General features: G+C 71.2%; 23 protein-coding genes. 13 read left to right on the forward strand and 10 right to left on the reverse strand.

What is annotated here, in order from left to right; all coding sequences use genetic code 11:
- The first annotated feature begins 64 nt into the window (after positions 1-64).
- The 7 genes from JIAGA_RS0109025 (at position 65) to JIAGA_RS0109055 (ending at position 6,427) form a co-directional block, all read left to right on the forward strand.
- Positions 65-622, forward strand: a complete 558-nt coding sequence (locus tag JIAGA_RS0109025) for a pyridoxamine 5'-phosphate oxidase family protein (protein WP_026875406.1) — start codon at positions 65-67, stop codon at positions 620-622.
- A 211-nt stretch (positions 623-833) separates the two neighbouring features.
- Positions 834-2,666, forward strand: coding sequence for an acetolactate synthase large subunit (locus JIAGA_RS0109030; protein ID WP_084469582.1), 1,833 nt, complete (start codon positions 834-836; stop codon positions 2,664-2,666).
- A gap of 25 nt (positions 2,667-2,691) precedes the next feature.
- Positions 2,692-3,216, forward strand: coding sequence for an acetolactate synthase small subunit (ilvN, locus tag JIAGA_RS0109035; protein ID WP_026875408.1), 525 nt, complete (start codon positions 2,692-2,694; stop codon positions 3,214-3,216).
- 101 nt (positions 3,217-3,317) lie between these two features.
- Positions 3,318-4,346 (forward strand): ketol-acid reductoisomerase, encoded by a 1,029-nt coding sequence (gene ilvC, locus JIAGA_RS0109040; protein WP_026875409.1) that lies wholly within the window; start codon positions 3,318-3,320, stop codon positions 4,344-4,346.
- 87 nt (positions 4,347-4,433) lie between these two features.
- Complete coding sequence (locus JIAGA_RS0109045) at positions 4,434-5,072, forward strand: LysE family translocator (RefSeq protein WP_026875410.1); 639 nt, start codon at positions 4,434-4,436, stop codon at positions 5,070-5,072.
- 30 nt (positions 5,073-5,102) lie between these two features.
- A complete protein-coding gene (locus tag JIAGA_RS28585) occupies positions 5,103-6,005 on the forward strand; it encodes a helix-turn-helix domain-containing protein (protein ID WP_169738842.1) in 903 nt (300 codons plus the stop codon).
- A complete protein-coding gene (locus JIAGA_RS0109055; protein WP_026875411.1) occupies positions 6,002-6,427 on the forward strand; it encodes a VOC family protein in 426 nt (141 codons plus the stop codon). Before JIAGA_RS28585 ends, JIAGA_RS0109055 begins: the two co-directional genes overlap by 4 nt.
- Positions 6,428-6,433: 6 nt before the next feature.
- On the opposite strand, the gene JIAGA_RS0109060 is transcribed toward JIAGA_RS0109055, so the two are convergent.
- The 3 genes from JIAGA_RS0109060 to JIAGA_RS0109070 all read right to left on the reverse strand — a co-directional run bounded on the left by JIAGA_RS0109060 (position 6,434) and on the right by JIAGA_RS0109070 (position 10,029).
- Positions 6,434-6,952 (reverse strand): hypothetical protein, encoded by a 519-nt coding sequence (locus JIAGA_RS0109060; protein WP_026875412.1) that lies wholly within the window; start codon positions 6,950-6,952, stop codon positions 6,434-6,436.
- A 24-nt stretch (positions 6,953-6,976) separates the two neighbouring features.
- The gene (locus tag JIAGA_RS0109065) at positions 6,977-8,923 is read right to left on the reverse strand and encodes an anthranilate synthase family protein (protein ID WP_051425895.1); all 1,947 of its coding nucleotides are present in this window, start codon (positions 8,921-8,923) and stop codon (positions 6,977-6,979) included.
- A gap of 197 nt (positions 8,924-9,120) precedes the next feature.
- A complete protein-coding gene (locus tag JIAGA_RS0109070; protein ID WP_035813785.1) occupies positions 9,121-10,029 on the reverse strand; it encodes a slipin family protein in 909 nt (302 codons plus the stop codon).
- Positions 10,030-10,198: 169 nt separating this feature from the next.
- On the opposite strand from JIAGA_RS0109070, the gene JIAGA_RS0109075 reads away from it, so the two are divergent.
- The 3 genes from JIAGA_RS0109075 to JIAGA_RS0109085 are packed head-to-tail and all read left to right on the forward strand — an operon-like array spanning position 10,199 to position 14,527.
- Positions 10,199-10,804 carry a TetR/AcrR family transcriptional regulator gene (locus JIAGA_RS0109075; protein WP_169738843.1) on the forward strand — a complete coding sequence of 202 codons (606 nt, stop codon included), beginning with the start codon at positions 10,199-10,201 and terminating at the stop codon, positions 10,802-10,804.
- Between the two features lies 1 nt (position 10,805).
- On the forward strand, positions 10,806-12,539 hold the full coding sequence (locus JIAGA_RS0109080; RefSeq protein WP_026875416.1) for an ABC transporter ATP-binding protein: 1,734 nt from the start codon (positions 10,806-10,808) through the stop codon (positions 12,537-12,539).
- The gene (locus tag JIAGA_RS0109085) at positions 12,536-14,527 is read left to right on the forward strand and encodes an ABC transporter ATP-binding protein (RefSeq protein WP_026875417.1); all 1,992 of its coding nucleotides are present in this window, start codon (positions 12,536-12,538) and stop codon (positions 14,525-14,527) included. Before JIAGA_RS0109080 ends, JIAGA_RS0109085 begins: the two co-directional genes overlap by 4 nt.
- Before the next feature lie 87 nt (positions 14,528-14,614).
- Here the strand turns inward: JIAGA_RS0109085 and JIAGA_RS0109090 are convergent, their stop codons facing one another.
- On the reverse strand, positions 14,615-16,201 hold the full coding sequence (locus tag JIAGA_RS0109090) for an ankyrin repeat domain-containing protein (protein ID WP_026875418.1): 1,587 nt from the start codon (positions 16,199-16,201) through the stop codon (positions 14,615-14,617).
- A gap of 269 nt (positions 16,202-16,470) precedes the next feature.
- On the opposite strand from JIAGA_RS0109090, the gene JIAGA_RS28590 reads away from it, so the two are divergent.
- Positions 16,471-18,699: an outer membrane protein assembly factor BamB family protein gene (locus JIAGA_RS28590; RefSeq protein ID WP_084469583.1), complete on the forward strand. Its 2,229-nt coding sequence runs from the start codon at positions 16,471-16,473 to the stop codon at positions 18,697-18,699.
- A 60-nt stretch (positions 18,700-18,759) separates the two neighbouring features.
- On the opposite strand, the gene JIAGA_RS0109100 is transcribed toward JIAGA_RS28590, so the two are convergent.
- The 4 genes from JIAGA_RS0109100 to JIAGA_RS0109115 form a co-directional block, all read right to left on the reverse strand.
- Positions 18,760-19,779: an iron-siderophore ABC transporter substrate-binding protein gene (locus JIAGA_RS0109100; protein ID WP_026875419.1), complete on the reverse strand. Its 1,020-nt coding sequence runs from the start codon at positions 19,777-19,779 to the stop codon at positions 18,760-18,762.
- Positions 19,780-19,846: 67 nt separating this feature from the next.
- Positions 19,847-20,545, reverse strand: coding sequence for a hypothetical protein (locus JIAGA_RS0109105; protein ID WP_026875420.1), 699 nt, complete (start codon positions 20,543-20,545; stop codon positions 19,847-19,849).
- Between the two features lie 225 nt (positions 20,546-20,770).
- Positions 20,771-21,250, reverse strand: coding sequence for a phosphotransferase (locus JIAGA_RS28595; protein ID WP_051425896.1), 480 nt, complete (start codon positions 21,248-21,250; stop codon positions 20,771-20,773).
- 76 nt (positions 21,251-21,326) lie between these two features.
- Positions 21,327-21,749, reverse strand: a complete 423-nt coding sequence (locus JIAGA_RS0109115; RefSeq protein WP_026875421.1) for a TIGR03667 family PPOX class F420-dependent oxidoreductase — start codon at positions 21,747-21,749, stop codon at positions 21,327-21,329.
- 102 nt (positions 21,750-21,851) lie between these two features.
- Here JIAGA_RS0109115 and JIAGA_RS0109120 point away from each other — a divergent pair, with 102 nt between their 5' ends.
- Together JIAGA_RS0109120 and JIAGA_RS35910 are read left to right on the forward strand one after the other, a co-directional pair.
- Positions 21,852-22,076 (forward strand): hypothetical protein, encoded by a 225-nt coding sequence (locus JIAGA_RS0109120; protein WP_026875422.1) that lies wholly within the window; start codon positions 21,852-21,854, stop codon positions 22,074-22,076.
- Between the two features lie 4 nt (positions 22,077-22,080).
- Positions 22,081-22,692, forward strand: a complete 612-nt coding sequence (locus JIAGA_RS35910; RefSeq protein ID WP_026875423.1) for a Clp protease N-terminal domain-containing protein — start codon at positions 22,081-22,083, stop codon at positions 22,690-22,692.
- 86 nt (positions 22,693-22,778) lie between these two features.
- On the opposite strand, the gene JIAGA_RS0109130 is transcribed toward JIAGA_RS35910, so the two are convergent.
- Positions 22,779-23,219, reverse strand: a complete 441-nt coding sequence (locus JIAGA_RS0109130; protein WP_026875424.1) for a nitroreductase family deazaflavin-dependent oxidoreductase — start codon at positions 23,217-23,219, stop codon at positions 22,779-22,781.
- Positions 23,220-23,264: 45 nt separating this feature from the next.
- Positions 23,265-24,227: a GntR family transcriptional regulator gene (locus JIAGA_RS0109135; RefSeq protein ID WP_026875425.1), complete on the reverse strand. Its 963-nt coding sequence runs from the start codon at positions 24,225-24,227 to the stop codon at positions 23,265-23,267.
- Positions 24,228-24,256: the final 29 nt, after the last annotated feature.

The raw sequence follows: 24,256 nt of genomic DNA on the forward strand, positions 1-24,256 counted from the left end.
ACGCGGCTATGACCGGGAAAACCCTTGATGATCATGGCGAATGGGACGTGTAGGGTCGTTTCACGTGGGAAAAGTGCATGAGTCCATCAGCGGCCGGCTGCGGGAGTTCATCGAGGCGCAGCAGATGTTCTTCGTCGCCACCGCGCCCAGTGGTCCAGGCGGCCATGTGAACGTCTCGCCCAAGGGCATCGGCGGCTCGTTCGTGGTCCTCGGCGAGCACTCCGTGGCGTATCTCGACTACACCGCCAGCGGTGCCGAGACCATCGCCCACCTGCGCGAGAACGGCCGCATCACCATCATGTTCTGCGCGTTCACCGGCCCGCCCAACATCGTGCGGCTGCACGGCACCGGACGCGTCGTCTCCCTGTACGACGCGGAGTACGCCGAGCTCGTGGAGCTGTTCCCCGAGCGCCGGGGCGCCCGCGCCGTCATCGTCGTCGACGTGCACCGGGTGTCCGACTCCTGCGGTTTCGCCGTCCCGCTCATGGACTACGTGGGCGAGCGCGACATGCTGCCGGCGCACGCCGACCGCAAGGGCGTCGAGGGCCGGGTCGAATACCGCCGTAAGAAGAACGCCGTCAGCCTGGACGGCTTGCCCGCCTTCGACTACGACCCGGCCTGACCGCGGCGTCCGGGCGCCCGGGATGCGGACGGGTGTACCGGATGCTGAGACATCTGGGCATCTGCCTTGACGGGCGCCCGTCGGCTGAGGGATGTTGCATTCGTGCGTTTCGGCATTCTCGTACTTCATTAGCGCGTAGGCGGTTCCTCGCCGACGCGCTACCCCTCGTGAGCCCACCCGGGCCGAGGGGTTTTTTGTTGCACGGGACAGGTTGAGACGGGCGAAAGCAGATGTGCCCACCGATAGGCACACGAGGCAGAGAGGGCCGGCTATGCCGCAGGGAGAGTCCATCAAGGACAACGGGACGACGATGTCGGGTGCCGCGAGCCTGATTCGCTCGCTCGAGGCGGTCGGCGTCGACACCGTATTCGGGATTCCCGGCGGAGCGATTCTTCCCGCCTACGATCCGATGTTCGACTCCCGGCAGATCCGGCACGTCCTGGTCCGCCACGAGCAGGGTGCCGGGCACGCCGCCGAAGGCTACGCGCTGGCCACGGGCAAGGTCGGGGTCTGCATGGCGACGTCCGGGCCGGGCGCCACGAACCTGGTGACGCCCATCGCGGACGCGCACATGGACTCCATCCCGATGGTCGCCGTCACCGGACAGGTCGCGAGCGCCGCCATCGGTACCGACGCGTTCCAGGAAGCCGACATCCGCGGCATCACGATGCCGATCACCAAGCACAACTACCTGGTCACCGACCCCGCCGAGATCCCGCGCACCATCGCGGAGGCGTTCCACGTCGCCAGCACGGGCCGTCCGGGCCCGGTGCTCGTCGACGTCGCCAAGGACGCGATGCAGGCGACGACGACGTTCCGGTGGCCGGTCGAGATGGACCTGCCCGGCTACCGGCCGGTGACCCGCCCGCACGCGAAGCAGGTGCGCGAGGCGGCCCGGCTGATGGCCGCGGCCAAGCGGCCGGTGCTCTACGTCGGCGGCGGGGTGCTGCGGGCCCGGGCCTGGCAGGAGCTGCTGGAGCTGGCCACGAAGACCGGCTTCCCCGTGGTCACGACGCTGACCGCGCGGGGCGTGTTCCCCGACAGCCACCCGCAGCACCTGGGCATGCCGGGCATGCACGGGAGTGTCGCGGCGGTCACCGCGCTGCAGAAGTCCGACCTCCTGATCGCTCTGGGCGCCAGGTTCGACGACCGCGTTACCGGCAAGCTGTCGTCGTTCGCGCCGGGTGCCACCGTCATCCACGCCGACATCGACCCGGCCGAGATCAGCAAGAACCGGGTTGCCGACGTGCCGATCGTCGGCGACTGCAAGGAGGTCATCGGCGATCTCATCCCGGCGGTCGAGGCCGAGTTCGCCGCGGGCACCCGCGCCGATCTGACCGGCTGGTGGCGGCAGCTGGACCAGTGGCGGGACAACTACCCGCTCGGTTACACACCGGCTGAGACCGGCGAGCTGATGCCGCAGTACGTGATCGAACGGCTCGGAAAGATCGTCGGCTCCGACGCCATCTACGTCGCCGGCGTCGGGCAGCACCAGATGTGGGCCTCGCAGTTCATCTCCTACGAGAACCCCAGTACCTGGCTGAACTCCGGCGGCCTCGGCACCATGGGCTTCGCGGTCCCGGCGGCGATGGGCGCCAAGGCGGGCCGGCCGGACGCCACCGTCTGGGCCATCGACGGCGACGGGTGCTTCCAGATGACCAACCAGGAGCTGGCCACCTGCGCGATCGAGGGCATCCCGATCAAGGTGGCGGTCATCAACAACGAGAGCCTCGGCATGGTCCGGCAGTGGCAGACGCTCTTCTACGAGGGCCGGTACTCGAACACCGACCTGGGCAGCCGCCGCATCCCGGACTTCGCCAAGCTGGCCGAGGCCTACGGCTGCGTGGGCCTGCGCTGCGACACCGCCGAGGAGGTCGACGCCACCATCGAGAAGGCGATGGCGGTCGACGACCGCCCGGTCGTGGTCGACTTCGGCGTTCACCGCGACGCGATGGTGTGGCCGATGGTCGCCGCCGGCACCAGCAACGACGAGATCCAGATCGCCCGGGGAATGGCCCCGGAATGGGACCGTACGGACGACTGAGACCAGAGAATCGGAGCATAGAACGATGACCAAGCACACGCTGTCGGTGCTGGTGGAGAACAAGCCCGGCGTTCTGGCCCGGATCGCCGCACTGTTCTCGCGGCGCGGCTTCAACATCGACTCGCTCGCAGTCGGGCCGACGGAGCATCCGGCCGTCTCGCGCATGACGGTGGTCGTCCACGTCGAGGACCAGCCGCTGGAGCAGGTCACGAAGCAGCTCAACAAGCTGGTGAACGTGCTGAAGATCGTGGAGCTCGACCAGAGCCAGTCGGTCCAGCGCGAACTCCTGCTGCTGAAGGTCCGTACCGACAACGAGACCCGCCCGCACGTCCTCCAGACGGTCGAGCTGTTCCGGGCCAAGGTGGTCGACGTCGCCAACGACGCGGTGACCATCGAGGCCACTGGGTCCTCGGACAAGCTGGACGCCCTGCTCAAGGTGCTGGAACCGTACGGCATCCGCGAGCTGGTGCAGTCCGGCGTGGTGGCGGTGGGGCGCGGACCGCGCTCGATCACCGACCGCGCCCTCCGGCCCGTCGACCGGGTCGCCTGACCCTCAAATGATCACGTTAAGTTGGTGTGCTCCCGCTCCACCACGCATGCATGCCTGGTGAGGCGGGAGAACGCCTGCTGAACCTCAGAAAGGAAGCCCTCGTGGCAGAGATGTACTACGACGACGACGCCGACCTCTCGGTGATCCAGGGGCGCGTCGTCGCCGTCATCGGATACGGAAGCCAGGGCCATGCGCACGCGCTGAGCCTGCGCGACTCCGGCGTGGACGTCCGCGTCGGCCTGAAGGAGGGCTCGTCCAGCCGGGCCAAGGCCGAGGCCGAGGGCCTGCGTGTCGTGACCCCGGCCGAGGCCGCCGCCGAGGCCGACCTCATCATGATCCTGGCGCCGGACCACGTTCAGCGGCACATCTACGCCAACGACGTCGAGCCGAACCTGCAGGACGGCGACGCCCTCTTCTTCGGCCACGGCTTCAACATCCGCTTCGGCTACATCAAGCCGCCGGCGAACGTCGACGTCGCGATGGTGGCGCCGAAGGGCCCGGGACACCTGGTGCGGCGCGAGTTCGCCGACGGCCGGGGCGTGCCGGTGCTGGTAGCGGTCGAGCAGGACGCCAGCGGCTCGGCGTGGGCGCTCGCGCTCGCGTACGCGAAGGGCATCGGCGGGCTGCGCGCCGGCGGCATCAAGACGACGTTCGCCGAGGAGACCGAGACCGACCTGTTCGGTGAGCAGACGGTGCTCTGCGGTGGCGTGTCGCGGCTGGTCCAGAGCGGCTTCGAGGTCATGACGGAGGCCGGCTACCAGCCGGAGGTCGCCTACTTCGAGGTGCTGCACGAGCTCAAGCTGATCGTCGACCTCATGTACGAGGGCGGCATCGCCAAGCAGCGGTGGAGCGTGTCCGACACCGCCGAGTACGGCGACTACACCACCGGGCCGAAGGTCATCGACGACTCCGTGAAGCAGCGGATGCGCGACGCCCTGACGGCGATCCAGGACGGCTCGTGGGCGGCCGGTTTCATCGCCGACCAGGACGCCGGCGCGCCGGAGTTCAAGCGGCTGCGCGCCGAAGGTGAGGCGCACCCGATCGAGGCCACGGGCCGCGAGCTGCGCAAGCTCATGAGCTGGGTGAAGTCGAGCGACGACGACTACACCGAGGGCACTGCCGCCCGCTGATTCACCCGGTGATCGTCAGGGGGTTGCTGCCCGTCCAGCGGTACCAACCCCCTGTCGATCAATCACCGTCGGGGCCCAGGAGGCGCCGTGATCTCGACCGCTCATCTGCTGACGTTCGTCGTCAGTTCGTTCGTGCTCATTGCCGTTCCCGGGCCGAGCGTGCTGTTCACCGTCGGCCGGGCGCTGGTCCTGGGCCGCCGCGGCGGGGTGGCCTCCGCGGCCGGCAACGCCGCCGGCGCCGGCGCCCTGGTGGTGGCGGTGGCCTTCGGACTCGGCGCGCTGGTGGAGCGCTCCATCGTCGTCTTCACCATCGTGAAACTGGCCGGCGCGGCGTATCTCATCTACCTCGGGGTCCAGGCGATCCGGCACCGCAGGTCGTTCGCCGCCGCGGCCGCCGGGACGGTCCGTGTCACCAGCGCCCGCCGGGCGGCGCGCGAGGCGTTCGTGGTCGGCGTCACGAATCCGAAGGTCATCGTGTTCTTCGCCGCCGTCCTCCCGCAATTCGTCTCCCCGTCTGGCGCGCCGGCCAGCATCCAGATGCTGCTGTTCGGTGCCGTGTTCACGGCGATGGCGTTCGCGATGGACAGCTGCTGGGCGCTCGGCGCCGGCGCCGCTCGCGACTGGTTCGCCCGTTCGCCTGCGCGGCTGGGCACCTTCGGCGCCGTCGGCGGCGTCGCCATGATCGGCCTGGGCGCACGGCTGGCGGTCACCGGTCGGCACGACTGACTGTCGGTGGCCGTGGGTACGGTCGTCGATGTGTTGACTCGACGGCCCATCCCCGCGCTGGCGGCGTTCGTCGACCATCTCTGGTATGTCGACGAACCGCTTCCGCCCGGCCGCGACCGCACGCTCCCGACGGGCGCGGCTCAGCTCGTCGTCAACCTCGCCGCGGACAGCCTGCGCTGGTACGACGGCGAACGGCTCGACAAGCCGCACTCCGCGGCCGGTGCCGGGCTGTGCGCCGTGCTGGCGAGGCCCATCGGCGTCGACACCGCCGACCAGGCCGCGACCGTCGGGCTCGTGTTCCGTCCAGGTGGCGCGGCCGCGTTCGTCGACCCACCGGTCGCGGTCCTCACCGATCCGGTGACCGGCCTCGACGAGCTGTGGGGACGTTCCGGAGCGACGCTGCGCGAGCGAGTGCTGTCGGCGCCGACGCCGCAGGCGCGGCTGGCGGTGCTCGAACAGGTGCTGCTGGAGCGGCTGGTCGGCGCCACCGGCCCCGTCCGCGTGACGGGCCAGGCTCGCGCCATCGGCTCGGCCCGCCCCGCCGATCCGGCCCACGACTCCGCGCTCAGCTACGCCGTCCGGGCCCTCGACCGCGGCGCCGCCGTCGCCTCCGTCGTCGACCGGCTGGGATTCTCGGCGTCGACGTTCCAGCGGCGGTTCCGTGCCGCCGTCGGGCTGTCGCCGAAACAGTTCGCCCGGGTGCGGCGGCTGCAGCGGGTGCTGCCGGACGCCACCGGGGACGATGTCGAGTGGGCGCTGCTGGCGGCGGCGCACGGTTACGCCGACCAGGCCCACCTCATCCACGAGTTCCGCGCGCTGACCGGTGTCACACCCGGGCGGTACCGGCCGCGCTCGGTCGATGCGCACAATCACGTGCCGTTGACCGATTCTTCCAATCACCAGCTGCCCGGGCGCGCCATTATGGTCACATGAGTGAGATCAGTGTGACCCCGAAGCTCGTCGTCGACGGCGCGGACCGGGCCATCGAGTTCTACCGGCAGGCGCTCGGAGCCGAACAGCTCGTCCGCTACGAGGGCCCCGACGGCGCCGTCGTCTACGCGGAGCTGCGCATCGGCGGCAGCCTGCTGTCCATCAAGGACGCCGACCAGCACGACCCGTCCGCAGCGGCCATCGGCGGCTCGCCGGTGCTGTTCACCCTGGACGTCGACGACCCCGACGCCGTCGGCGCCGCCCTGGAACGGGCGGGTGCGACTGTCGTCTTCCCGATCGACGACCAGCCGTACGGCATGCGGCAGGGACGCTTCGCCGACCCGTTCGGCATCCAGTGGATCGTTTCGCGGACCTCCGAGGACCTCAGCGCCGACGAGGTCCAGCAGCGGCTGGACGCGACCTGAGCGGCGTCAGCGGTCCGTCGCGTACTCGGCCCGCCACCGGTTCTCGCGGCGGTCCAGCGAGAACGTGACCCGGCCGCCGAGCGCGACGAACTCGGCGGTCGTGGCGGTGGCGTCGTGGTGCCGCTGGTCGTAGGCCGACCGGACGTAGCTGGGGTACTCCTGCGGAAGCCGCTGGTCGAAGTCGGGCAGCTTCTCGATGACGTTGGCCCAGATGTCGTCGCCCTGGTAGGCGTTGAGCTGGTCGAGAATCGCCTCGCCCTGTTCCCGCGCGACGAGATCGCCGATGATCGGGGCGAGGGATTCGGTGAGCCTGGCGGCCTGCTCCTCGTCGTCCAACGGCGCGGAGCCGGCCGCGGGACGCCAGCTGTCCAGCCGCTGTGAGCTGTAGAGGTGCTCGCCCTCGACGACTCCCTCATGCGCCCGGCGGACGAGCAGCCGCCCGCCGCCGGCGTAGACCAGGTCGGCGTTCGGGTAGCCCGCGCGCAACTGCCGTACCAGGTCTGCGGTGACGATCGGGACATCCATACGCACAGCCTACGGCTGGGATGGTCAGACACGCGCCGTCGCCGTGTCCCGTATCGAGTCCAGCACGTGCGCCACCAGGCCGGCGAGCAGGTCGACACCGTCGGTGGACAGGATCGACTCCAGGTGGAACTGGACCGACGCGAACCCCTCGCCGCGCAGCGCGTGCACCTCGCCGGTGCCGGGATCGGCGGCGATCTCCAGCCCCTGCGGCCGGAGGCCGTCGGCCGGCATTCCGGCCGCGAACGTGTTGTAGAAGCCCGCAACGGCTGGCCGCCCGAACAGGTCGATCGTGCGCTGGGTGCCCTGGTGCGGCTGCGGCAGCGGGCCTACCGGCAGGCTGAGCACGTCGGCGAGCACCTGGTGGCTCAGGCACACCGCCAGCAACGGCCGCCGAGCCGCCAGCCGGCCGGTGACCAGGCCGCGCAGGTGCGCGATGCGGGGGTCACCGGTATCGCGCGGGTCGCCCGGCCCGGGACCGGCCAGCAGCAGGTCGTAACCGTCGTCGTAGCGGGTGAGCGAGCCGTCGACGGCGGGATCGTCCCACCGGCGCACCTCCGCGGCCATGCCCAGGCGGCGCAGCAAGTGCGCGAGCATCGCCGTCCACCGGTCCTCGGCGTCGACGATCAGGGCTGTCCGTCCGGCCAGCCCGGGGCGCACGTCCGGGCCCTGCGGCCGCAGCCAGAACGGCGCCAGGGTGGCGTTGCGTGCGCTCAGCGCCGCCGTGACCCCGGGGTGCTCGGTCAGTGCCGGCGCCTCGGGCCCGGTGGGGACGCTCCCGCGACGCGCTGCGCCGAGGCCCAGCGCGGCCAGGATGCCGGCGGCCTTCGCATGGGTCTCGTCCACTTCGTGCCGGGCGACGGAGTGCCGCACCAGCGTGGCGCCGACGGGAACCGTCACAGTGCCGTCGGGCCCGAGGTGGGCGGCGCGGATCAGGATCGGCGCGTCCAGGGTGCGCCGGCCGTCGTCGTCGCGGCCGATCAGAGCCGCCACGCCGGCGTAGTAGCCGCGCCCGGAGGCCTCATAGCGCGTGATGACACGCGCGGCGTTCTCCAGCGGCGAGCCGGTGACCGTGGGCGCGAACATCGTCTCGCGCAGCACGTCGCGGACGTCGAGCCTGGTGGTCCCTTCCAGCAGGTACTCGGTGTGCACGAGGTGACGCATCGGCTTGAGATACGGCCCGAGCACCCGGCCGCCGTCCTCGCACACCTGCGCCATCATCTTCAGCTCCTCGTCCACGACCATGAACAGTTCCTCGGTCTCCTTGGGGTCGGCGAGGAAACGCAGCAGGCCGTCGACGGTGGCGCCGTCGTCGGGCGCGCGGTAGGTGCCGCTGATCGGGTTCATGACGACGGTGCCGCCCGCCACGCTGACGTGCCGCTCCGGGCTTGCGCCGACCATGGTGACGTCGCCGGCGTGGACGGCGAAGGTCCAGTACGCGCCCGGCTCGCCGGTCAGCAACCGCCGGAACAGCCGCAGTGCCGCATGCGGTACCGACCCGTGCACGCGGCTCACGTAGTCACGGCGGATGACGAAGTTGGCGCCCTCACCGCGGCCGATCTCGTCCCGGATGACCCGCCCGACGATGTCCGCGTAGGCGTCGTCGTCAATGTCGAAGCCGCCTGGCTCGACGTCGACCACGTCGTCCGGGATGGCGGCCAGTGCCTCGTCGATACTGAGTACGACGCGGTCCCGGACGACCAGGCAGCGCAGCGCAGCGCCGTCGTCGTGGTGGTCGAAGCCGCGCTCGGCGACCTGGCGGTACGGCACCAGGGCGAGCACCTGCGGCCCGGCCGGCCCGCCGTTGCCGTCGCCGTCGTCGCCGTCGTCGGCGTCGTCCTCGGGGAGTGGGATGTCGGCCAGCCGGTCGACGTCGACGACGTCGCCCAGCAGCACCTCGACCCCGGGACCGTCGGCGCGGGCGAGTACGGCGAACGGCGGGGGAGTGGGGTCGCGGAGCAGGGAGCTGAGCACGGTGGGTTCCTTCCGGTCAAGCCTCGACCGGAGAACGGGCCGCACAACGACGACGACCGCCTCGGACGAGGCGGTCGCTTCTCGTGGGTGAGTACGCGAAGGGGGCGCCGCCTAGGAGGCGCGCCACCAAGTGCCGAGTGCGGTCGCGTACATGGCGCAGACGGTAACCGACGCCACCGTCCGGGCACAAGCGCTTCTCAGCCGTCGTGCGCTACCGCGCCGGGACGCACCGGGGGCGGCGGTGGCGGCGGTTCGGCCACGGCGCGCCGCTGCGGTATCGCCTCCGGCTCTGAACGACCCGGCTGCTCGGGTACGGCGCGCCGCTGCTCCGAGGCCGGCTCGTCGGCGACCTCGCGGGTGGAGCGCTCCAGGAAGCGCAGCAGCTCGACCGGGAACGGCAGCACGACGGTGGAGTTCTTCTCCGCCGCCACCTCGACGATGGTCTGCAACAGCCGCAGCTGCAGTGCCGACGGTGTGTCGGACATGGTAGCCGCGGCCGAGGCCAGTTTCTGTGACGCCTGCAACTCGCCGTCCGCGGTGATGATCCGCGAGCGGCGCTCCCGCTCCGCCTCGGCCTGTCGCGACATCGAGCGCTTCATGGTCTCGGGCAGGGCGACGTCCTTGATTTCGACCCGGTCGATCTCGACGCCCCAGCCCACGGCCGGGCTGTCGATCATGAGCGCGAGTCCCTGGTTCAGGGCCTCGCGGTTGGAGAGCAGGTCGTCCAGCTCGCTCTTGCCGATGATCGAGCGCAGCGACGTCTGTGCCACCTGCGACACGGCGAACTCGTAGTCCTGCACCTCGACGGTGGCCTCGACCGGGTCGTGGACGCGGAAGTAGACCACGGCGTCGACTCGGACGGTGACGTTGTCGCGGGTGATGCCGTCCTGCGCGGGGATCGGCATGGTGATGATCTGGACGTTGACCTTGCGCATCTGGTCGACGAACGGCGCCATCCAGCTCAGGCCCGGTTCCCGCGGCGGCCCGTGCACCCGTCCCAGCCGGAACACGACGCCCCGTTCGAACTGCCGGACCACGCGAGCGCTGGCGAGCCCGACGACCGCCACGACCATGAGAACGGCGAGCGCCACAGCGAGCGCACCCATGCTGACCACCTCCGTCAGCCGTTCTCCTTCGAGAGTACGCCCGTTCGCCGCGCCCCTTCCCGATGATCATCAAGACTTGCCCCGGCTATGACCGGGCCAAGTCTTGATGATCAAGGGCAGGCGCGAAACCCACTTGTGAGTGAGAACTCACTCACTTATGCTGTCGCTCGTGTCCACACCGACCAAACGGAGCAGGGCGGCGCCGATGTCGCCCGATCAGCGTCGCGAGGCGATCATCACCGCCACCGTGCCACTGGTGCGTCAGCACGGCCTGAACATCTCCACCCGGCAGATCGCCGAGGCCGCCGGCATCGCCGAAGGCACCATCTTCCGGGTCTTCGACGACAAGAATTCGCTGCTGCGCGCAGCCCTCGAAGCGGCCGTGCATCCGGGCGACACGGAGCGACGGCTGTCCGCCATCGACATGGACCAGCCGCTCGAACAGCGGCTGCTGGCCGCCACCGAAGTCCTGCACGAACGGCTGACCAGTGTGTTCCAGCTCATGGCGGCCATCGGCTTCAACCGGCCACCGGGCGACGACGGCCGGCACGAACCGCCCCAGCACGCCGGAGTGCTGGCCATCCTCGAGGCGCTCGTCGAGCCGGATCGCCACCGGCTGCGGCTGCCCCCGGCCGAGGTCGCCCGGCAGTTGCGCGTCCTCTGCTTCGCCGGATTCCACCCCCTCATCAACGAGCACCAGCCCCTCGCCCCCGCCGACGTCGTGGACCTGCTGCTGCACGGGGTCATGGCCGACGCCGACTCACCGGAGTACTGAGATGCTCATCCGCCTGTTGCGGACCTACCTGCGCCCGTACCGGCGGTGGCTCGCCGCCGTCGTCGCGCTGCAGTTCGTCGGCACCCTGGCCTCGCTCTACCTGCCCAGCCTCAACGCCGACCTCATCGACAACGGCATCGCCCGCGGCGACACCGGATACATCATGTCCACCGGCGGCTGGATGCTCGCGGCCACGGTGGTGCAGATCTGCTGCACGATCGGTGCCGTCTATTTCGGCGCCCGAACGGCCATGGCGTTCGGCCGCGACGTACGGGCGGCGCTGTTCCACCAGGTGGGTGCGTTCTCCGCCCGTGAGGTCGGCCGGTTCGGGGCGCCGTCGCTGATCACCCGCAACACCAACGACGTCCAGCAGGTCCAGATGCTGGTCCTGATGTCGTGCACCCTGCTGGTGACGGCGCCCATCACCGCCACCGGCGGCGTCATCATGGCGCTGCGCGAGAATGTCGGGCTGTCGTGGCTGCTGCTGGTCTGTGTTCCGGCGCTGGTGCTCGGGATCGCGCTGGTGGTGCGCCAGATGGTGCCCGCGTTCCGGCTCATGCAGGAGCGCATCGACGTCGTCAACCGGGTGCTGCGCGAGCAGATCACCGGCATCCGGGTGGTGCGAGCGTTCGTGCGGGAGCGCTACGAGCAGGCCAGATTCGCCGTCGCCAACACCGCGCTCACGGAGACCGCGCTGCACGTCGGACGGCTGATGGCGCTGATGTTCCCGTACGTCATGCTCGTGCTCAACGTGTCCAGCGTGGCCGTGCTGTGGTTCGGCGCGCAGCGCATCGACGCCGGCGAGATGGCGATCGGCTCGATGACGGCCTTCCTGGCCTACCTCATCCAGATCCTCATGTCAGTGATGATGGCGACGTTCATGCTGGTCATGGTTCCACGTGCGTCCGTGTGCGCGGAACGCATCGGCGAGGTGCTCGACACCGAGTCGTCCGTGGTGCCGCCGGCGACACCGGTCGCCGCGCCGTCCGGGCCGTTGTCGCTGGAACTGCGCGACGCGAGTTTCGCCTACCCGGGCGCGGAGGTCCCGGTGCTGCGCTGGGTGAGCTTCACCGTCGCGCCAGGCACCACGACGGCCGTCGTCGGCAGCACCGGATCGGGGAAGTCGACACTGGTCAGCCTCGTGCCGCGGCTCATCGACGTGACGGCGGGCGCGGTCCTGGCTGGTGGCGTCGACATACGCGACATCGACCTGGACGTCCTGCGCTCGCGCATCGGGCTGGTGCCGCAGCGCGCCTATCTGTTCTCCGGCACCGTCGCGAGCAACCTGCGCTACGGCAACCCGGATGCCACCGACGACGAGCTGTGGCAGGCCCTGGAGATCGCGCAGGCCCGGGACTTCGTCGAAGAACTGCCCGAGGGCCTGGACGCACCGATCGCGCAGGGCGGCACCAACGTCTCCGGCGGTCAGCGCCAGCGCCTGGCCATCGCCCGGGCACTGGTCCGCCAACCCGACATCTACCTGTTCGACGACTCGTTCTCCGCGCTCGACCTGGCCACCGACGCCCGGCTGCGAGCCGCGCTACGGCCACGGACGAGAGACGCCGCGGTGGTGATCGTCGCCCAGCGGGTGTCCACCATCGTCGACGCGGACCAGATCGTCGTGCTCGACGACGGCGCCGTCGTCGGGCTCGGCCGCCACGACGACCTGCTCGACACCTGCCCGACCTACGCCGAGATCGTCGAGTCCCAGCTGACCGCGGAGGAGGCGGCATGAGCGCGTCCAAGGCCACCACGACGGCGCCGGCCCGCCCGGCGGTGGGCGTCCGCGGCCCCGGTGGCGGCGGTCCCGGAGGGTTCGGCGGGATGGCCCCCCCGCCGCAGAAACCGATGAACTTCGGTCCGTCCGCGAAGCGGCTCATCGGCCGGCTGCGGCCGGAACGCACCGGCGTGTTCCTGGTGATCGCGCTGGCCGTGGTCAGCGTGGCGCTGAACGCCATCGGCCCGCGCATCCTGGGCCACGCCACCGACCTCGTCTTCGCCGGCGTGGTCGGGCGGCAACTGCCCGACGGGGTCACCAAGCAGCAGGCGGTCGAGCAGCTTCGAGCCGGCGGGCAGGACACGTTCGCCGACATGGTGTCGGCCATGGACGTCACACCCGGGCAGGGCATCGACTTCGTCGACCTGCGGTGGGTGCTGCTGGGCGTGCTGGCGCTGTACGTGGGCGCGTCGGTGTTCATGTGGATCCAGGCGTACCTGCTGAACACCATCGTCCAGCGCACCGTGTTCCGGTTGCGCTCCGACGTCGAGGACAAGATCCACCGCCTGCCGCTTCGGTACTTCGACGCGAACTCCCGCGGCGACGTGCTGAGCCGGGTCACCAACGACATCGACAACGTCTCGCAGAGCCTGCAACAGACCATGAGCCAACTGCTGACGTCGTTGCTCACGGTGCTCGGCGTGCTCACGATGATGGTCTGGATCTCGCCGCTGCTGGCGGTGATCGCGCTGGTCACCGTCCCGCTGTCGATGATCGTGACGGCGCTCATCGCCAAGCGGTCGCAGAAGCAGTTCGTCGCGCAGTGGGCGCACACGGGCGCGTTGAACGGGCAGATCGAGGAGGCCTACACCGGCCACACGCTGGTGCGGGTGTTCGGCCGGCAGCGCGAGGTGGAGCAGGCGTTCGGAGCGAAGAACGAGGAGCTGTACAAGGCCAGCTTCGGCGCCCAGTTCGTCTCGGGCATCATCATGCCGGCGATGTTCTTCCTCGGGAACCTCAACTATGTCGCCATCGCGGTGGTCGGCGGGCTGCGGGTGGCGTCGGGCTCGATGAGCCTCGGCGAGGTGCAGGCGTTCGTGCAGTACACCCGCCAGTTCACCCAGCCGCTCACCCAGCTGGCGTCGATGGCGAACCTGCTGCAATCGGGGGTCGCGTCGGCCGAGCGGGTGTTCGAACTGCTCGACGAACCGGAGCAGGTGCGCGAGGCGGCGACGCCGGCGACTCTTGGCCCGCAGCCGCGCGGCCGGGTGACGTTCGAGCACGTCTCGTTCAGCTACGACCCGGACACGCCCCTGATCGACGACCTGTCGCTGGTGGCCGAGCCGGGCCAGACGGTCGCCATCGTCGGCCCGACCGGGGCCGGCAAGACCACGCTGGTGAACCTGATCATGCGGTTCTACGAGCTGAACAGCGGCCGCATCACCATCGACGGTGTCGACATCGCCGACCTGCGCCGCGAGGAGCTGCGCTCCAGCATCGGCATGGTGCTGCAGGACACCTGGCTGTTCGGCGGCACCATCCGCGACAACATCGCCTACGGCAACCCCGATGCGACCGAGGAACGCATCAGGACCGCCGCGGAGGCCACCTACGTCGACCGCTTCGTGCACTCGCTGCCCGACGGCTACGACACGGTGATCGACGAGGAAGGCGACAACATCAGCGCCGGTGAGAAGCAGCTGCTCACCATCGCCCGGGCATTCCTCGCCGACCCGTCCATCCTCATCCTGGACGAGGCGACGTCGTCGGTGGACACCCGGACGGAGGTGCTGGTGCAGCACGCGATGGCGGCGCTGCGCAGCGATCGCACCAGCTTCGTCATCGCGCACCGGCTCTCCACCATCCGCGACGCGGACCTGATCCTGGTGATGGAGGACGGCGCCATCGTCGAGCAGGGCTCACACACCGAGCTGCTGGAGCGGCGCGGCGCCTATCACCAGCTGTACAACAGCCAGTTCGCCGCGCCGGAGGTCGAGGAGGCCTGAGGCGGAAATGATCACGTCCACCATGGGTGTTCCCGCTCCCCGAGGCATGCTTGCCTGGTGGAGTGGGAGGACCCATGGTGGACGTGATCATTTCGGGGCGGGGTCGGGGATGAGCACCTCGGCGACGTCGTCGGAGAACTCGTAGCCGTCCTCGGGCCGCGGTGCTGGCATGCCGTGATCGAGCAGCGCCTCGGCGCAGCCGGCCCAGTCGCCGTCGCCGTCCCCGTTCAGTGACGCCCAGGACAGGGTGCCGACGACGGTGTCGTCGTAGCCGTGGCGGGTGGTCCAGTCCGCGCCGTGCTCGAGCAGGAAGCGGGTCAGGCCGGCGTCGCCGCGGAACACGGCGTGGTTGAGGGCGGAGGCGTCCCAGTCGCCGCCGCTGACGTCGACCGGCCAGCCCGCCGTCACCATGAGCCGTACCGCGTCGCCGGAGCCCGGGCCGCCGGCTGCGGCCCGGTCGGGCAGCAGCCGCAGTTGGCTGGGTGTTAGCGCGCCGACGATGCCCGGGTGCTGAGCGAGCAGCCGGTGGGCGACCTCGGCCTGACCGGCCGCGCACGCCGCGACCAGCATCTCCGGGATGTCGACCGGTTCCACCGCCCCGGCGGCGTGCAGCAGTTCCGCGACCTCCGGCAGGCCGAACCGCAGCGCCAGCCGGTACGCGCCGACGCCATCGGGCGTCCTGGCGCGCGGGTCCGCGCCGGCCGCCAGGAGCGCCCGGACGTGCTCGGCTGAGCGTCGCCGCCGGATCGCGAACAACAACGGCGTGCCCCACGTGGGCGACGGCTCGTTGGGGTCCGCACCGTGGTCGAGCAGCAGCCGCAGCGTGCCGGCGTCGTCCAGGTCGAAGACCCGGTAGATCGCGTTCGTGCCGGTGATGCGAGCGCCGGCCTCCAGCAGCAGCCGGGTGCAGGCGGGGTTGTCGAGGGAGTGGTAGAGCGATTCGCCGTCGTCGGGGCCGGCACCGGCGACCAGCAGCAGCCGGGTCAGCTCCGGGTCGTGGTTGGCTCCGGCGGCGCCGTGCAGGGCCGACAGCCGGTGCCCGTCGGCGGTCACGAACGTCTGGTCCGGGCTGGCGCCGGCGTCGACGAGCAGGCGCGCACACGCACGCACACCGTCGGCGAAGGCCGGCAGCCGCAGCAGCGCCGACTGCGTGACGGCGACCAGCGGTGGCAGCCCCAGTGGGCCGCCGGGGCGGGCGGGCCAGCCGGCGTCGGTGGCGATCGCCCGGCCGACCGCTGTGTCGTCGCCGACGGCGCAGCTCAGGTGCGGATCGCGGGCAACGGTGGCGGCCAGGGCGGGTTGTTCGGCCAGCCAGCGCGCCGCCACGTCGGGCCGGGCGGCCTGGTTGCCGCCGGTCACGTCGCCGGCGTACACCAGGCGCAGCCACCGGTGGACGACGACGTCCGGCCCGGCGCCGCGGCCCGGCAGCGCCTCGACGTGAGCGCGCAGTTGCGCCCAGGACGCGAAGCCGTACTCCCGGGCGACGCATGACTGGGCGTCGCGCAGCCGCAGGCTGAGCCGTCGCAGCTCGTCGTCATCGCGGCCGGCCGCCGCCGGCAGGCCGGCCCGCAGCCGCTCCAACGCGCCGGGCGAACCGGCCCGGTAGTCGCGCAACAGCTGCTTGGCCTGCTTCTTCAGGTGGTCGAGGTGAGGGTGGTCGGGTAGCTCGGGCATCGAGACCTCCGTGCGCCAGGCGCCGAGGTCCGCAGGATCGGCCGCACAAAGGCTCGAACGATGACCTGTGATCACGGAGTGGGTTCGACCCTGCCCGCGGACCCGGGCGCGGCTCCGACCGCGCCCTGTGAGGGTAGCGCACGACGTTCCGGCCGAGTCGCGACGCGACTTCACCGGGAGGTTCGTGGGTGTTCATCCGAAGGGTTCCGTTCGCTCGTCGATGACCCCTAAAGTGACCGGACCTGACCGCCGGCGAAAGGGTTTCCGGGATGTCCAAGACTCCGACCAGGCTGCTCGATCGTCGGCGTTTCCTCACCCTGGCCGGAGCCGGGGCAGTGGGCGGCCTGGCGGCGACGACGGGGTTCGGTGCCGTGGCCGGCTCGGCCCGTGCCAGCTCGACCGCGACGTCCGGTGCCGGCGCGAACGCGACGCCCGCCGCGGCGGCGCTGCGCTTCGCCGTCATCACCGACACCCACGCCAGCGCGGAGGAGCCGGCCCGCCTGCAGCTGTTGCCGCGGGTCTTCGCGTCGATCGCGCAGGGCGACCCGCACGTCGTCGTCAACTGCGGCGACATCACCGACTACGGCGGCGCGCCCGAGTTCGACGCGTACCTGTCGACCATCCCCGACACGCTGTGGGAGCGGATGCGCCACGTCCCGGGCAACCACGAGATGCGCTGGGACGTCAACGCCGGACAGCTCTACCGCGACACGTTCGGCCCCGCGCCGTACACCGTGGACGTCGGCGGGGTGCGGATCATCGGCCTGGACCCGACGCAGCTGCTGCAGGAGCCGGGGCACTTCGGTCCGGACCGGCTGGGCTGGCTGACCGGGGAGCTCGACCAGGACGCGCCGGTGCTGCTGTTCCAGCACTTCCCGTACGGCGCCGACTACTACTACGTCAACGACCAGGACGCGTTCTTCGAGACGGTCGCCGGGTCACCCGTCCGAGGCCTGTTCGCCGGCCACATCCACAGCGAGGGCGTCCACCGTTTCAACGGGTTCACGCAGGTGACCGGCGCCGCGACTCGTAACGCTGCCGTCTACCAATGGGTGGAGAAGCACGACGACGCCGGCCATCCGGTGCTGCGCGTGTGGGCGGTGTCGGTGGCCGTCGACGGCGTGGAGACCCGCCGCGAGCTGACCACCGTCCCGCTGTCCGGGAACGGCGAGGGCCGGCTGCTGCGGCCGGGCAAGGTGGTGATCGACCTGGCCGCCGGCGGCTCGCTCGACCTTCGGGTCGAGGTGCCGCGCGACGGCGCGCCCGCCGGGGTGCGGGCCCAGGTGTATCCGCAGCACGTCTTCGGCGGCCGCAGCGCCGGTGCCTGGGCCGACCTGGCCAGGTCCGGCCGGGGACGCTGGTGGTCCGGCTCGGTGGACGCCTCGGCGCTGCCGCCGGGCCGGCACCGGGTGCAGGTGCGTGTGGTCGGCGCCGACGGGTCCACGCACGAGTCGACCGCGCCGTTCGAGGTGCCCGCCACGGACGACACTCCGGCCCGGCGCTGGTCGGAGTCGTTGGCCGGCAGCGTGCAGGGTGCGCTGGCGGTCTCCGGCGGGCTGGTGGTGGCCGGCTCCACCGGCGGCGACGTCGCACTGGTCGACCCGCGCCGCGGCCGGGCACGCTGGCGACGCTCGGTCGGCCCGGTCCACCGTGCCGCCGGTGTGGCGTCCGGCGTCGTCGTGGTGCCGTCGGCCGACCACCACCTGTACGGGCTGGCCGCCGACGACGGAACGGACCGCTGGAGCGTCGACGCCGGCGCGCCCGTGCTGTCCACCCCGCTGGTGACGACCATCGGCGACACCGAGGCGGTGGTCTTCTCCGCCGGCACCACGCTGCACGCCGTCGCGGCCGCGGACGGCTCACCGCTGTGGGCGACGGACCTGGGCGGCTTCTTCGCCGGCCGGGCGGCCTGCGACGGCGAACGCGTCTACGCCGGTAGCGGCGACGGCAACGCCTACGCCTTCGACGCCGCCACCGGTGAGCGACTGTGGGCGTTCCGGACCAATACCCGCACCAACACCTACGGCCGGTTGATCTACAGCTCCTGGGACGACATGGTCGAGCTGCTGCCCGGTGGGCTGGTGCTGTTCGCGACCGTGGCCAGCACGTTCGCCGTCGACGCCGCCACGGGTGAGCTGCGCTGGCAGGTGGCCAGCGGCTGCATGTACCCGCCGTCCGGGCTGACGCCGCACGGGCTGCTGCTGGTCGACGAATGGGGCCGGTTCCAGCTGGTCGACCCGGCGACCGGGGCGCAACGCTGGTTCACCGAGCTGGGTGCGCGAACCCTCAACGCGGGGCCGGTCATCGACGGCGACACCGCCTGGGTGGTGGCCACGACGGGTCTGCTGGCCGGGGTGGACGTCCCCACCGGCGCGGTCGCGCACCGGCTCCAGGTCGGCCCGGCGAACACGTTCAGCACCCCGGTCGTCGTCGACGGCGTCCTGGTGACCGGTGACCAGGACGGCGGCCTGCACGGCATCGACCTTCCCCACCCATGATCATCGGCGATCCATCCCGCCATGACGGGGCCGATCGCCGATGATCATGGGGCGGGCCGTTCAGCTGGCTGCCTCGGCGAGTTGGGGAACGTAGTCGTCGAGCATCCACGGGATGGACAGCACCGACGGCGCGGAGCTGGCGGTCACGTACGACTCGCCCACGACCGGCACGAACGCGCCCGCGGCGACCGCCGGGATCTGCGCGTACGCCGGATCGTCCCGGAACGCATCGGCGGCCTGCTGGTCGTTGAACCAGGCGATGAAGATGTCCGACTCAACTTCGGCGGCCAGTTCGGGGCTGACGCTGTAGTAGACGGAGTCGCCGGTGGCGTTCTCGTCGGCGTACGGCGCGAGGGCCATGCCGATGTCGGTGAGGAGCCGGACGCGGACGTCGTCGCTGGTGTAGAGGGCGAGCTGACCGGCGTCCTCGGTGCCGTAGAGGAACGAGGCGGCGGCGAGCTGCGGGTACTCGTCCGCCTGCTCGTCGAGGTACGCCTCGGTGTCGGCGACCAGCTGCTCGGCCTCGTCGTCCAGTCCCAGTGCCTCGCCCACGAGCCGGGTCTGTTCCTGCCACGGCGTGCTCCACGGCCCGTCGGGGTAAGCGACGGTCGGAGCGATGGCGCTCAGCGTCTCGTACTCGGCCTCGGTGATGCCGGAGTAGACCGCGAGGATGACGTCGGGGTCGGTCTCCGCGATGGCCTCGTACGGGATCTCGGTGTCCGAGGCGTTGGGCAGCAGCGTCGGCAGCTCGTCGTCGCCGAGCGCCTCCCGCCACCAGGGCAGCACGCCGTCGCCGTCGCCGCCGTACTCGAACTCCGGGATCGCCACCGGTGTCACGCCGAGGGCGAGAACGGCGTCCTGGGTGGACGACCCCCAGGTGACGACGCGCTCGGGCGCGGACTCGATGGTGGTCTCGCCGAGCGCGTGCTCGACGGTGACGGGGAACGCGCCGCTGGCACCGGCGGAGGTGGCGTTGCCGCCGTCGTCGGTGCTGTCGTCGCTGGCGGTGTCGTCGCTGCAGCCGGCGAGGACGACGAGGGCCGCGGTCAGGACGGCGAACGTGCGGAACCGGGAAGACATGCCGCAAAATTAGCTGAGGCATGCCTAACAACGCACGCCGGGGTCACTGACCGCGGTCGGCGCGCCCTCAGACGGTGCCGGTGAGCCGGCAGGCGGCCGCCCAGCGCTCCGGGTCGGCCTCGTGCCGGTGCTGTGGGCTGGACAGCTGAGCGCAGTCGGCGATGGTCAGCTCGAGCAGCTCGTGCAGCCGGCGGTCCGGGTCCGGAACGCACGCGTTGGCGATGCCTTCGATCGCGCAGCGCACCGCCGTCGGCGCGGCGTACCGGCGGAACCCCTTGAGCGTCGTCTGCTCGCCCTCGGCGAACTCGCGCGCCCAGGCGGCGGCGATCGGCACGTGATCCAGCGCCTGCCGGCTGCGCTCGGTGAGGCTGCCGGCCGGGCGGCCGTCGAGGTCGTCGAGAATGCGCTCCGCCGACAGCAACGCGACCGCGAGCACCCGCTGGCGCTCGGCGGAGGCCACCGGCAGCGCGGTCGTGGCGACCCGCAATGCGATGACCACGTCCATGCGTGGGTCGCTGGAATCGACGCCGATGACCCGCGGCACCAGTGGTGCGAGCTGGGGCCGATGGTCGTCGGCGATGGCGTCGTTGACGAGGCGGGCGACCGCCGCGAGCAGCGGGTGCGTGCACGCCGGGTGGTCGCTCCAGCGCTCACCGGCCAGGTAGGACGCGAACTCCATGAAACAGGCGCCCTTGCGTGCGTTGCGGTGTTTGCCCTTCGAGAGCACCGGGAGCAGTCCCGGTGCGTCGGTGTGGAAGCCGGACATGGATGCTCCCCGAGAGTGTTCGGCGAGTGGTGTGCTCACCAGTCTGCCCTCATCCGTGCCCGGAATCCACTGCTTTCATGCGGGTTCGTCGGCGGCGGCAGCGTGCGCTTCAGGGCGTGCCGGCGAGCGCCTCGACCAGCGCTACCGCCTGCGCGAGCTGTTCGATCTCGATGCGGTCCAGGGTCGGGTCGGCTCTGCGGCGGTGAGCGGCTGGCCCGGCCATGGTCACTGGCCCGACCCGTCCGGCGAACTCCGTGAGCAGTGATCGCCCGGTAGAGCGAGCTCCGAACCGGGGTGGACAGCCACTTGGGCGAGGATCAGCGCGGACATGGCGACGTCGAGTTCGGCTTGCCCGTCGGTGGCGCTGGTCCAGTCCAGTAACACCGGCCCGGTGGGCGCCATAATGACGTTGTCGGGGTGCAGATCGAAGTGGACCACGACGTGGGTGTCGTCGCTTCCCGGGTGAACGGGTCCGATCATGTGCAGCCGTTCGTGCAGCTCCGCGAGGATGGCCGCGGCCGCAGGTGCGCCGATGTCGCCGGCGAGCAGGGCAGCGAGCATCGTCGGCCCGGTGACCTGTTCCATGACCAGGTCACGACCGTCCGCCTTGTCGACCCGCGGTGCGGGGAAGCCCTGCGCCCGCACGTGCTCGATGACCTCGGCCTCGGACGCGGTGTCCTTGTCGATGCGGTAGCGTCGCAACACCCGGCCATTGCCGAGGTTTAGACGTCCGCTGTGCGGCCCGTGCCGAGCGGACTTCCGAGCCGGTGGCCGTCGGTGCTCAGAAGCCGCGCACCTTGCCGACGCGGACCAGAACGGCGACGGAGTACCGCTCGCCGAACGCGGCCAGGCTGCCCACCACGCGCTCGATGTCCGCGCGGTACTTGGCGACGTACTCCGCGGAGTCCTGGGGGAGTGGCGCGTCGTCGACGATCTCCGCGCGGCCGGTCAGCACGACGACGTCGCCACCGTGATCGTCGCTGTTGAGGTGGAGGCCGACCCGGGGCCGGTCGCGAAACCGGTCGATGCGGGTGGCGCGGTTGTCGTTGTGGATGAGGATGTCGTCGCCGACCCGGACGAACCACACCGGGAAGGGCTGCGGCGTCCCGTCGGCGGCGACGACGGTGGTCAGCCAGATGGCTCGCTCGTCGCGCAACCGGTCCTGCACTTGGCGGCCGAAGAAGGTCGAGACGTCGGGGAACACTCCTGCGGTCAGGGTCCAACCCTACGAGCGGCCCGCACGGGCCGGCCGGACCAGCGTCAACTGAGGTTGACATCTGCAGCAGTGTCAGCCTAGGTTGACAGCATGACCAGTTCCGATGCACGAGAAGCCCTCGACGCCGCCACCGCGGCCGTCGACGGCGACCCGCGGGTGGGCCTGCGGGCGGTAGCGGCGTTGCGCCGCCTGGTGGAGCGGCTCGAGGCGCTGCAGGTCGGCAACGCCCGCGACCAGGGGTGGTCGTGGGAAGAGATCGGGGCCGCTCTCGGTGTCAGCCGGCAAGCCGTGCACAAGAAACACGCGAGGAGGTAGCCCGATGTTCGAGCGGTTCACCACACAGGCCCGCGACACCGTCGTACAGGCACAGCAGGAGGCGCGGGAGCTCCACCACCGCTGGATCGGCACCGAGCACCTGCTGCTCGCCCTGCTGCGCCAGCCGGACGCACCCGGCGTCGCCACCCTGACCCGCCTCGGTGTGACCGCGGACGCCGCGCGCTCGGCGGTGACCACCGTCGTCGCCGCCGATGCCGGTGGCCCGCTGGACGGCGAGGACGCCGAAGCGCTGCGTTCGCTCGGCATCGACCTCGACGAGGTGACGCGGCGAGCCGAGGCGACCTTCGGCGAGGGAGCACTGGACAGCCCGCCGGAGGCCGATCGCGGCCGGCGCTCCGGGCTGCTGCGGCGGCTGCTGCCGTCGTCGGACGCTGCGTACGGGCACATCCCGTTCGTACCGCGAGCCAAGAAGGCCCTCGAACTGTCCCTGCGCGAAGCGATCGCGCGGAAGGACAAGGAGATCGGCACCGAACACCTCGTGCTGGCGCTGTTGCGCGGCGACGACAAGCTCACCCTCGGGGTGTTCCGGCACCTCGGCCTCGAGCCCGGCGTCGTCCGCGACGAGGTGGCCAGCGACCTGCGCCGGGCGGCCTGAGCCAGCGACCTGCGCCGGGCGGCCTGAGCCCGGGCGGCCTGAGCCCGGGCGGCCTGAGCCCGGGCGGCCTGAGCCCGGGCGGCTGGTCAGACGTCGACCGGGTCCAGCCGGAACACCGGGTGGCGGCCGGCCTCGGCGGCGAACCGCTCCGGCGGGTCAGCGGGCTTGGCGTCGAAGTACGGCCTGGTCACCGGCTCGAGGCGGGCGTAGCGCTTGAGGACGGGGCCGCTCTGCGCGGCGTCGCACTCCACGGTGACGTAGGTGTCGCTGCGCCGGCCGCGGGTCAGCGTCACCCGGCCGGCCGCGCGCACGTTGCGCACCCAGTCGACGACGCCGTAGGGCGCCACCAGCCAGCGCTGGCCGCCGCTGCGCATGACCCGCACCGGAGTGGTGCGCGGCTGCCCGGTGCGCCGTCCGGCGACGGTCAGCAGTGCATACGCCGACGGCGCCACGCCGGCCCTCAGTGCCACCGTGATGGCCGCGTTGCCGGCCCGGCGCAGCGCCGTCGTCCGATACATCTTGGCCATGCCCACACACTATGCGGCGTGGCGTGGGTCACTCCGGCTGACGCATCAGCGTTGCCGGGAACGCACCAGTACCGCGAACCCGTCGAGATGCCGGGCGAGGCCGTACTCGAACAGCCCGTCCAGGTCCGCCGCGGCGTCGCCGGGAACCATGGACAGCAGCGGAAACTGTCCGCTGTCGAGGAGTTCGTCGGCCCGCCGTCGCTGGCCGGCCCACCAACGGTCGAGGCTCATGCCGGTCTCCTGCTCGGCCTCGACCTCGTCGGCCAGTGACAGCGCGACGGCGACGACGAAGGTGGGCAGGGTGAGCGCCTCGCGGATCCGGATGGTCATAGGCAGCCCGAGCCCGTCGAGCGCGCGCAGCGTCCACTCGGTGTACGCCGCCAGGTTGGGCATGAGCAGCGGGCGCGTGAACGAGATGGCCCGGGGCAGCCAGTGGTGGCGCTGGCACAGCTCCCACTGCAGCCGGGAGATCAGTTCGAGCTTGGCGCGCCAGCCGTCGGGTCCGGGGTTCGGCAGCTCCCGCTCGCCGAAGACCTCGTCGACCATGTGCGTCACGAGTTCGTCCTTGTTCGCCACATGCCGGTACAGCGACATCGGGCCGACGCCGAGGTCTGCCGCGACCCGCCGCATGGAGACGGCGTCGAGTCCTTCGACGTCGGCGATCGCGATCGCGGCGCGCAGCACATGCTCGCGGCGCAGCGCCCGCCGGGACACGGTGCCGGCCGGTCGGGGGCGTGGCCGTCCAGGTGCGGTCGGGCGGTCCGGCCGTGTCCGGCCGGAGCCCGAGCTCACCACCGTGCCGGAGCCGACCGCGGTCTCGACCAGGCCGTCGTCGCGCAGAGCGGCCATCACCTTGGTCGCGGTCGCGACGGCGACGCCCCACTGCCTGGCGATCTGGCGGATGGACGGCATCCGCTCGCCGGGCCGCAGGTCGCCGCTCAGGATGCGGGCCCGGATCTCGGCGGTGATCTGCAGGTAGGGCGGATCCGGTCGCTCTTGTGCCGACATCGAGCCTCCAGTGGTGTGTTCGTGCCAAT

Source organism: Jiangella gansuensis DSM 44835 (assembly GCF_000515395.1).
In the GTDB taxonomy this organism is placed as follows: Bacteria; Actinomycetota; Actinomycetes; order Jiangellales; family Jiangellaceae; genus Jiangella; species Jiangella gansuensis.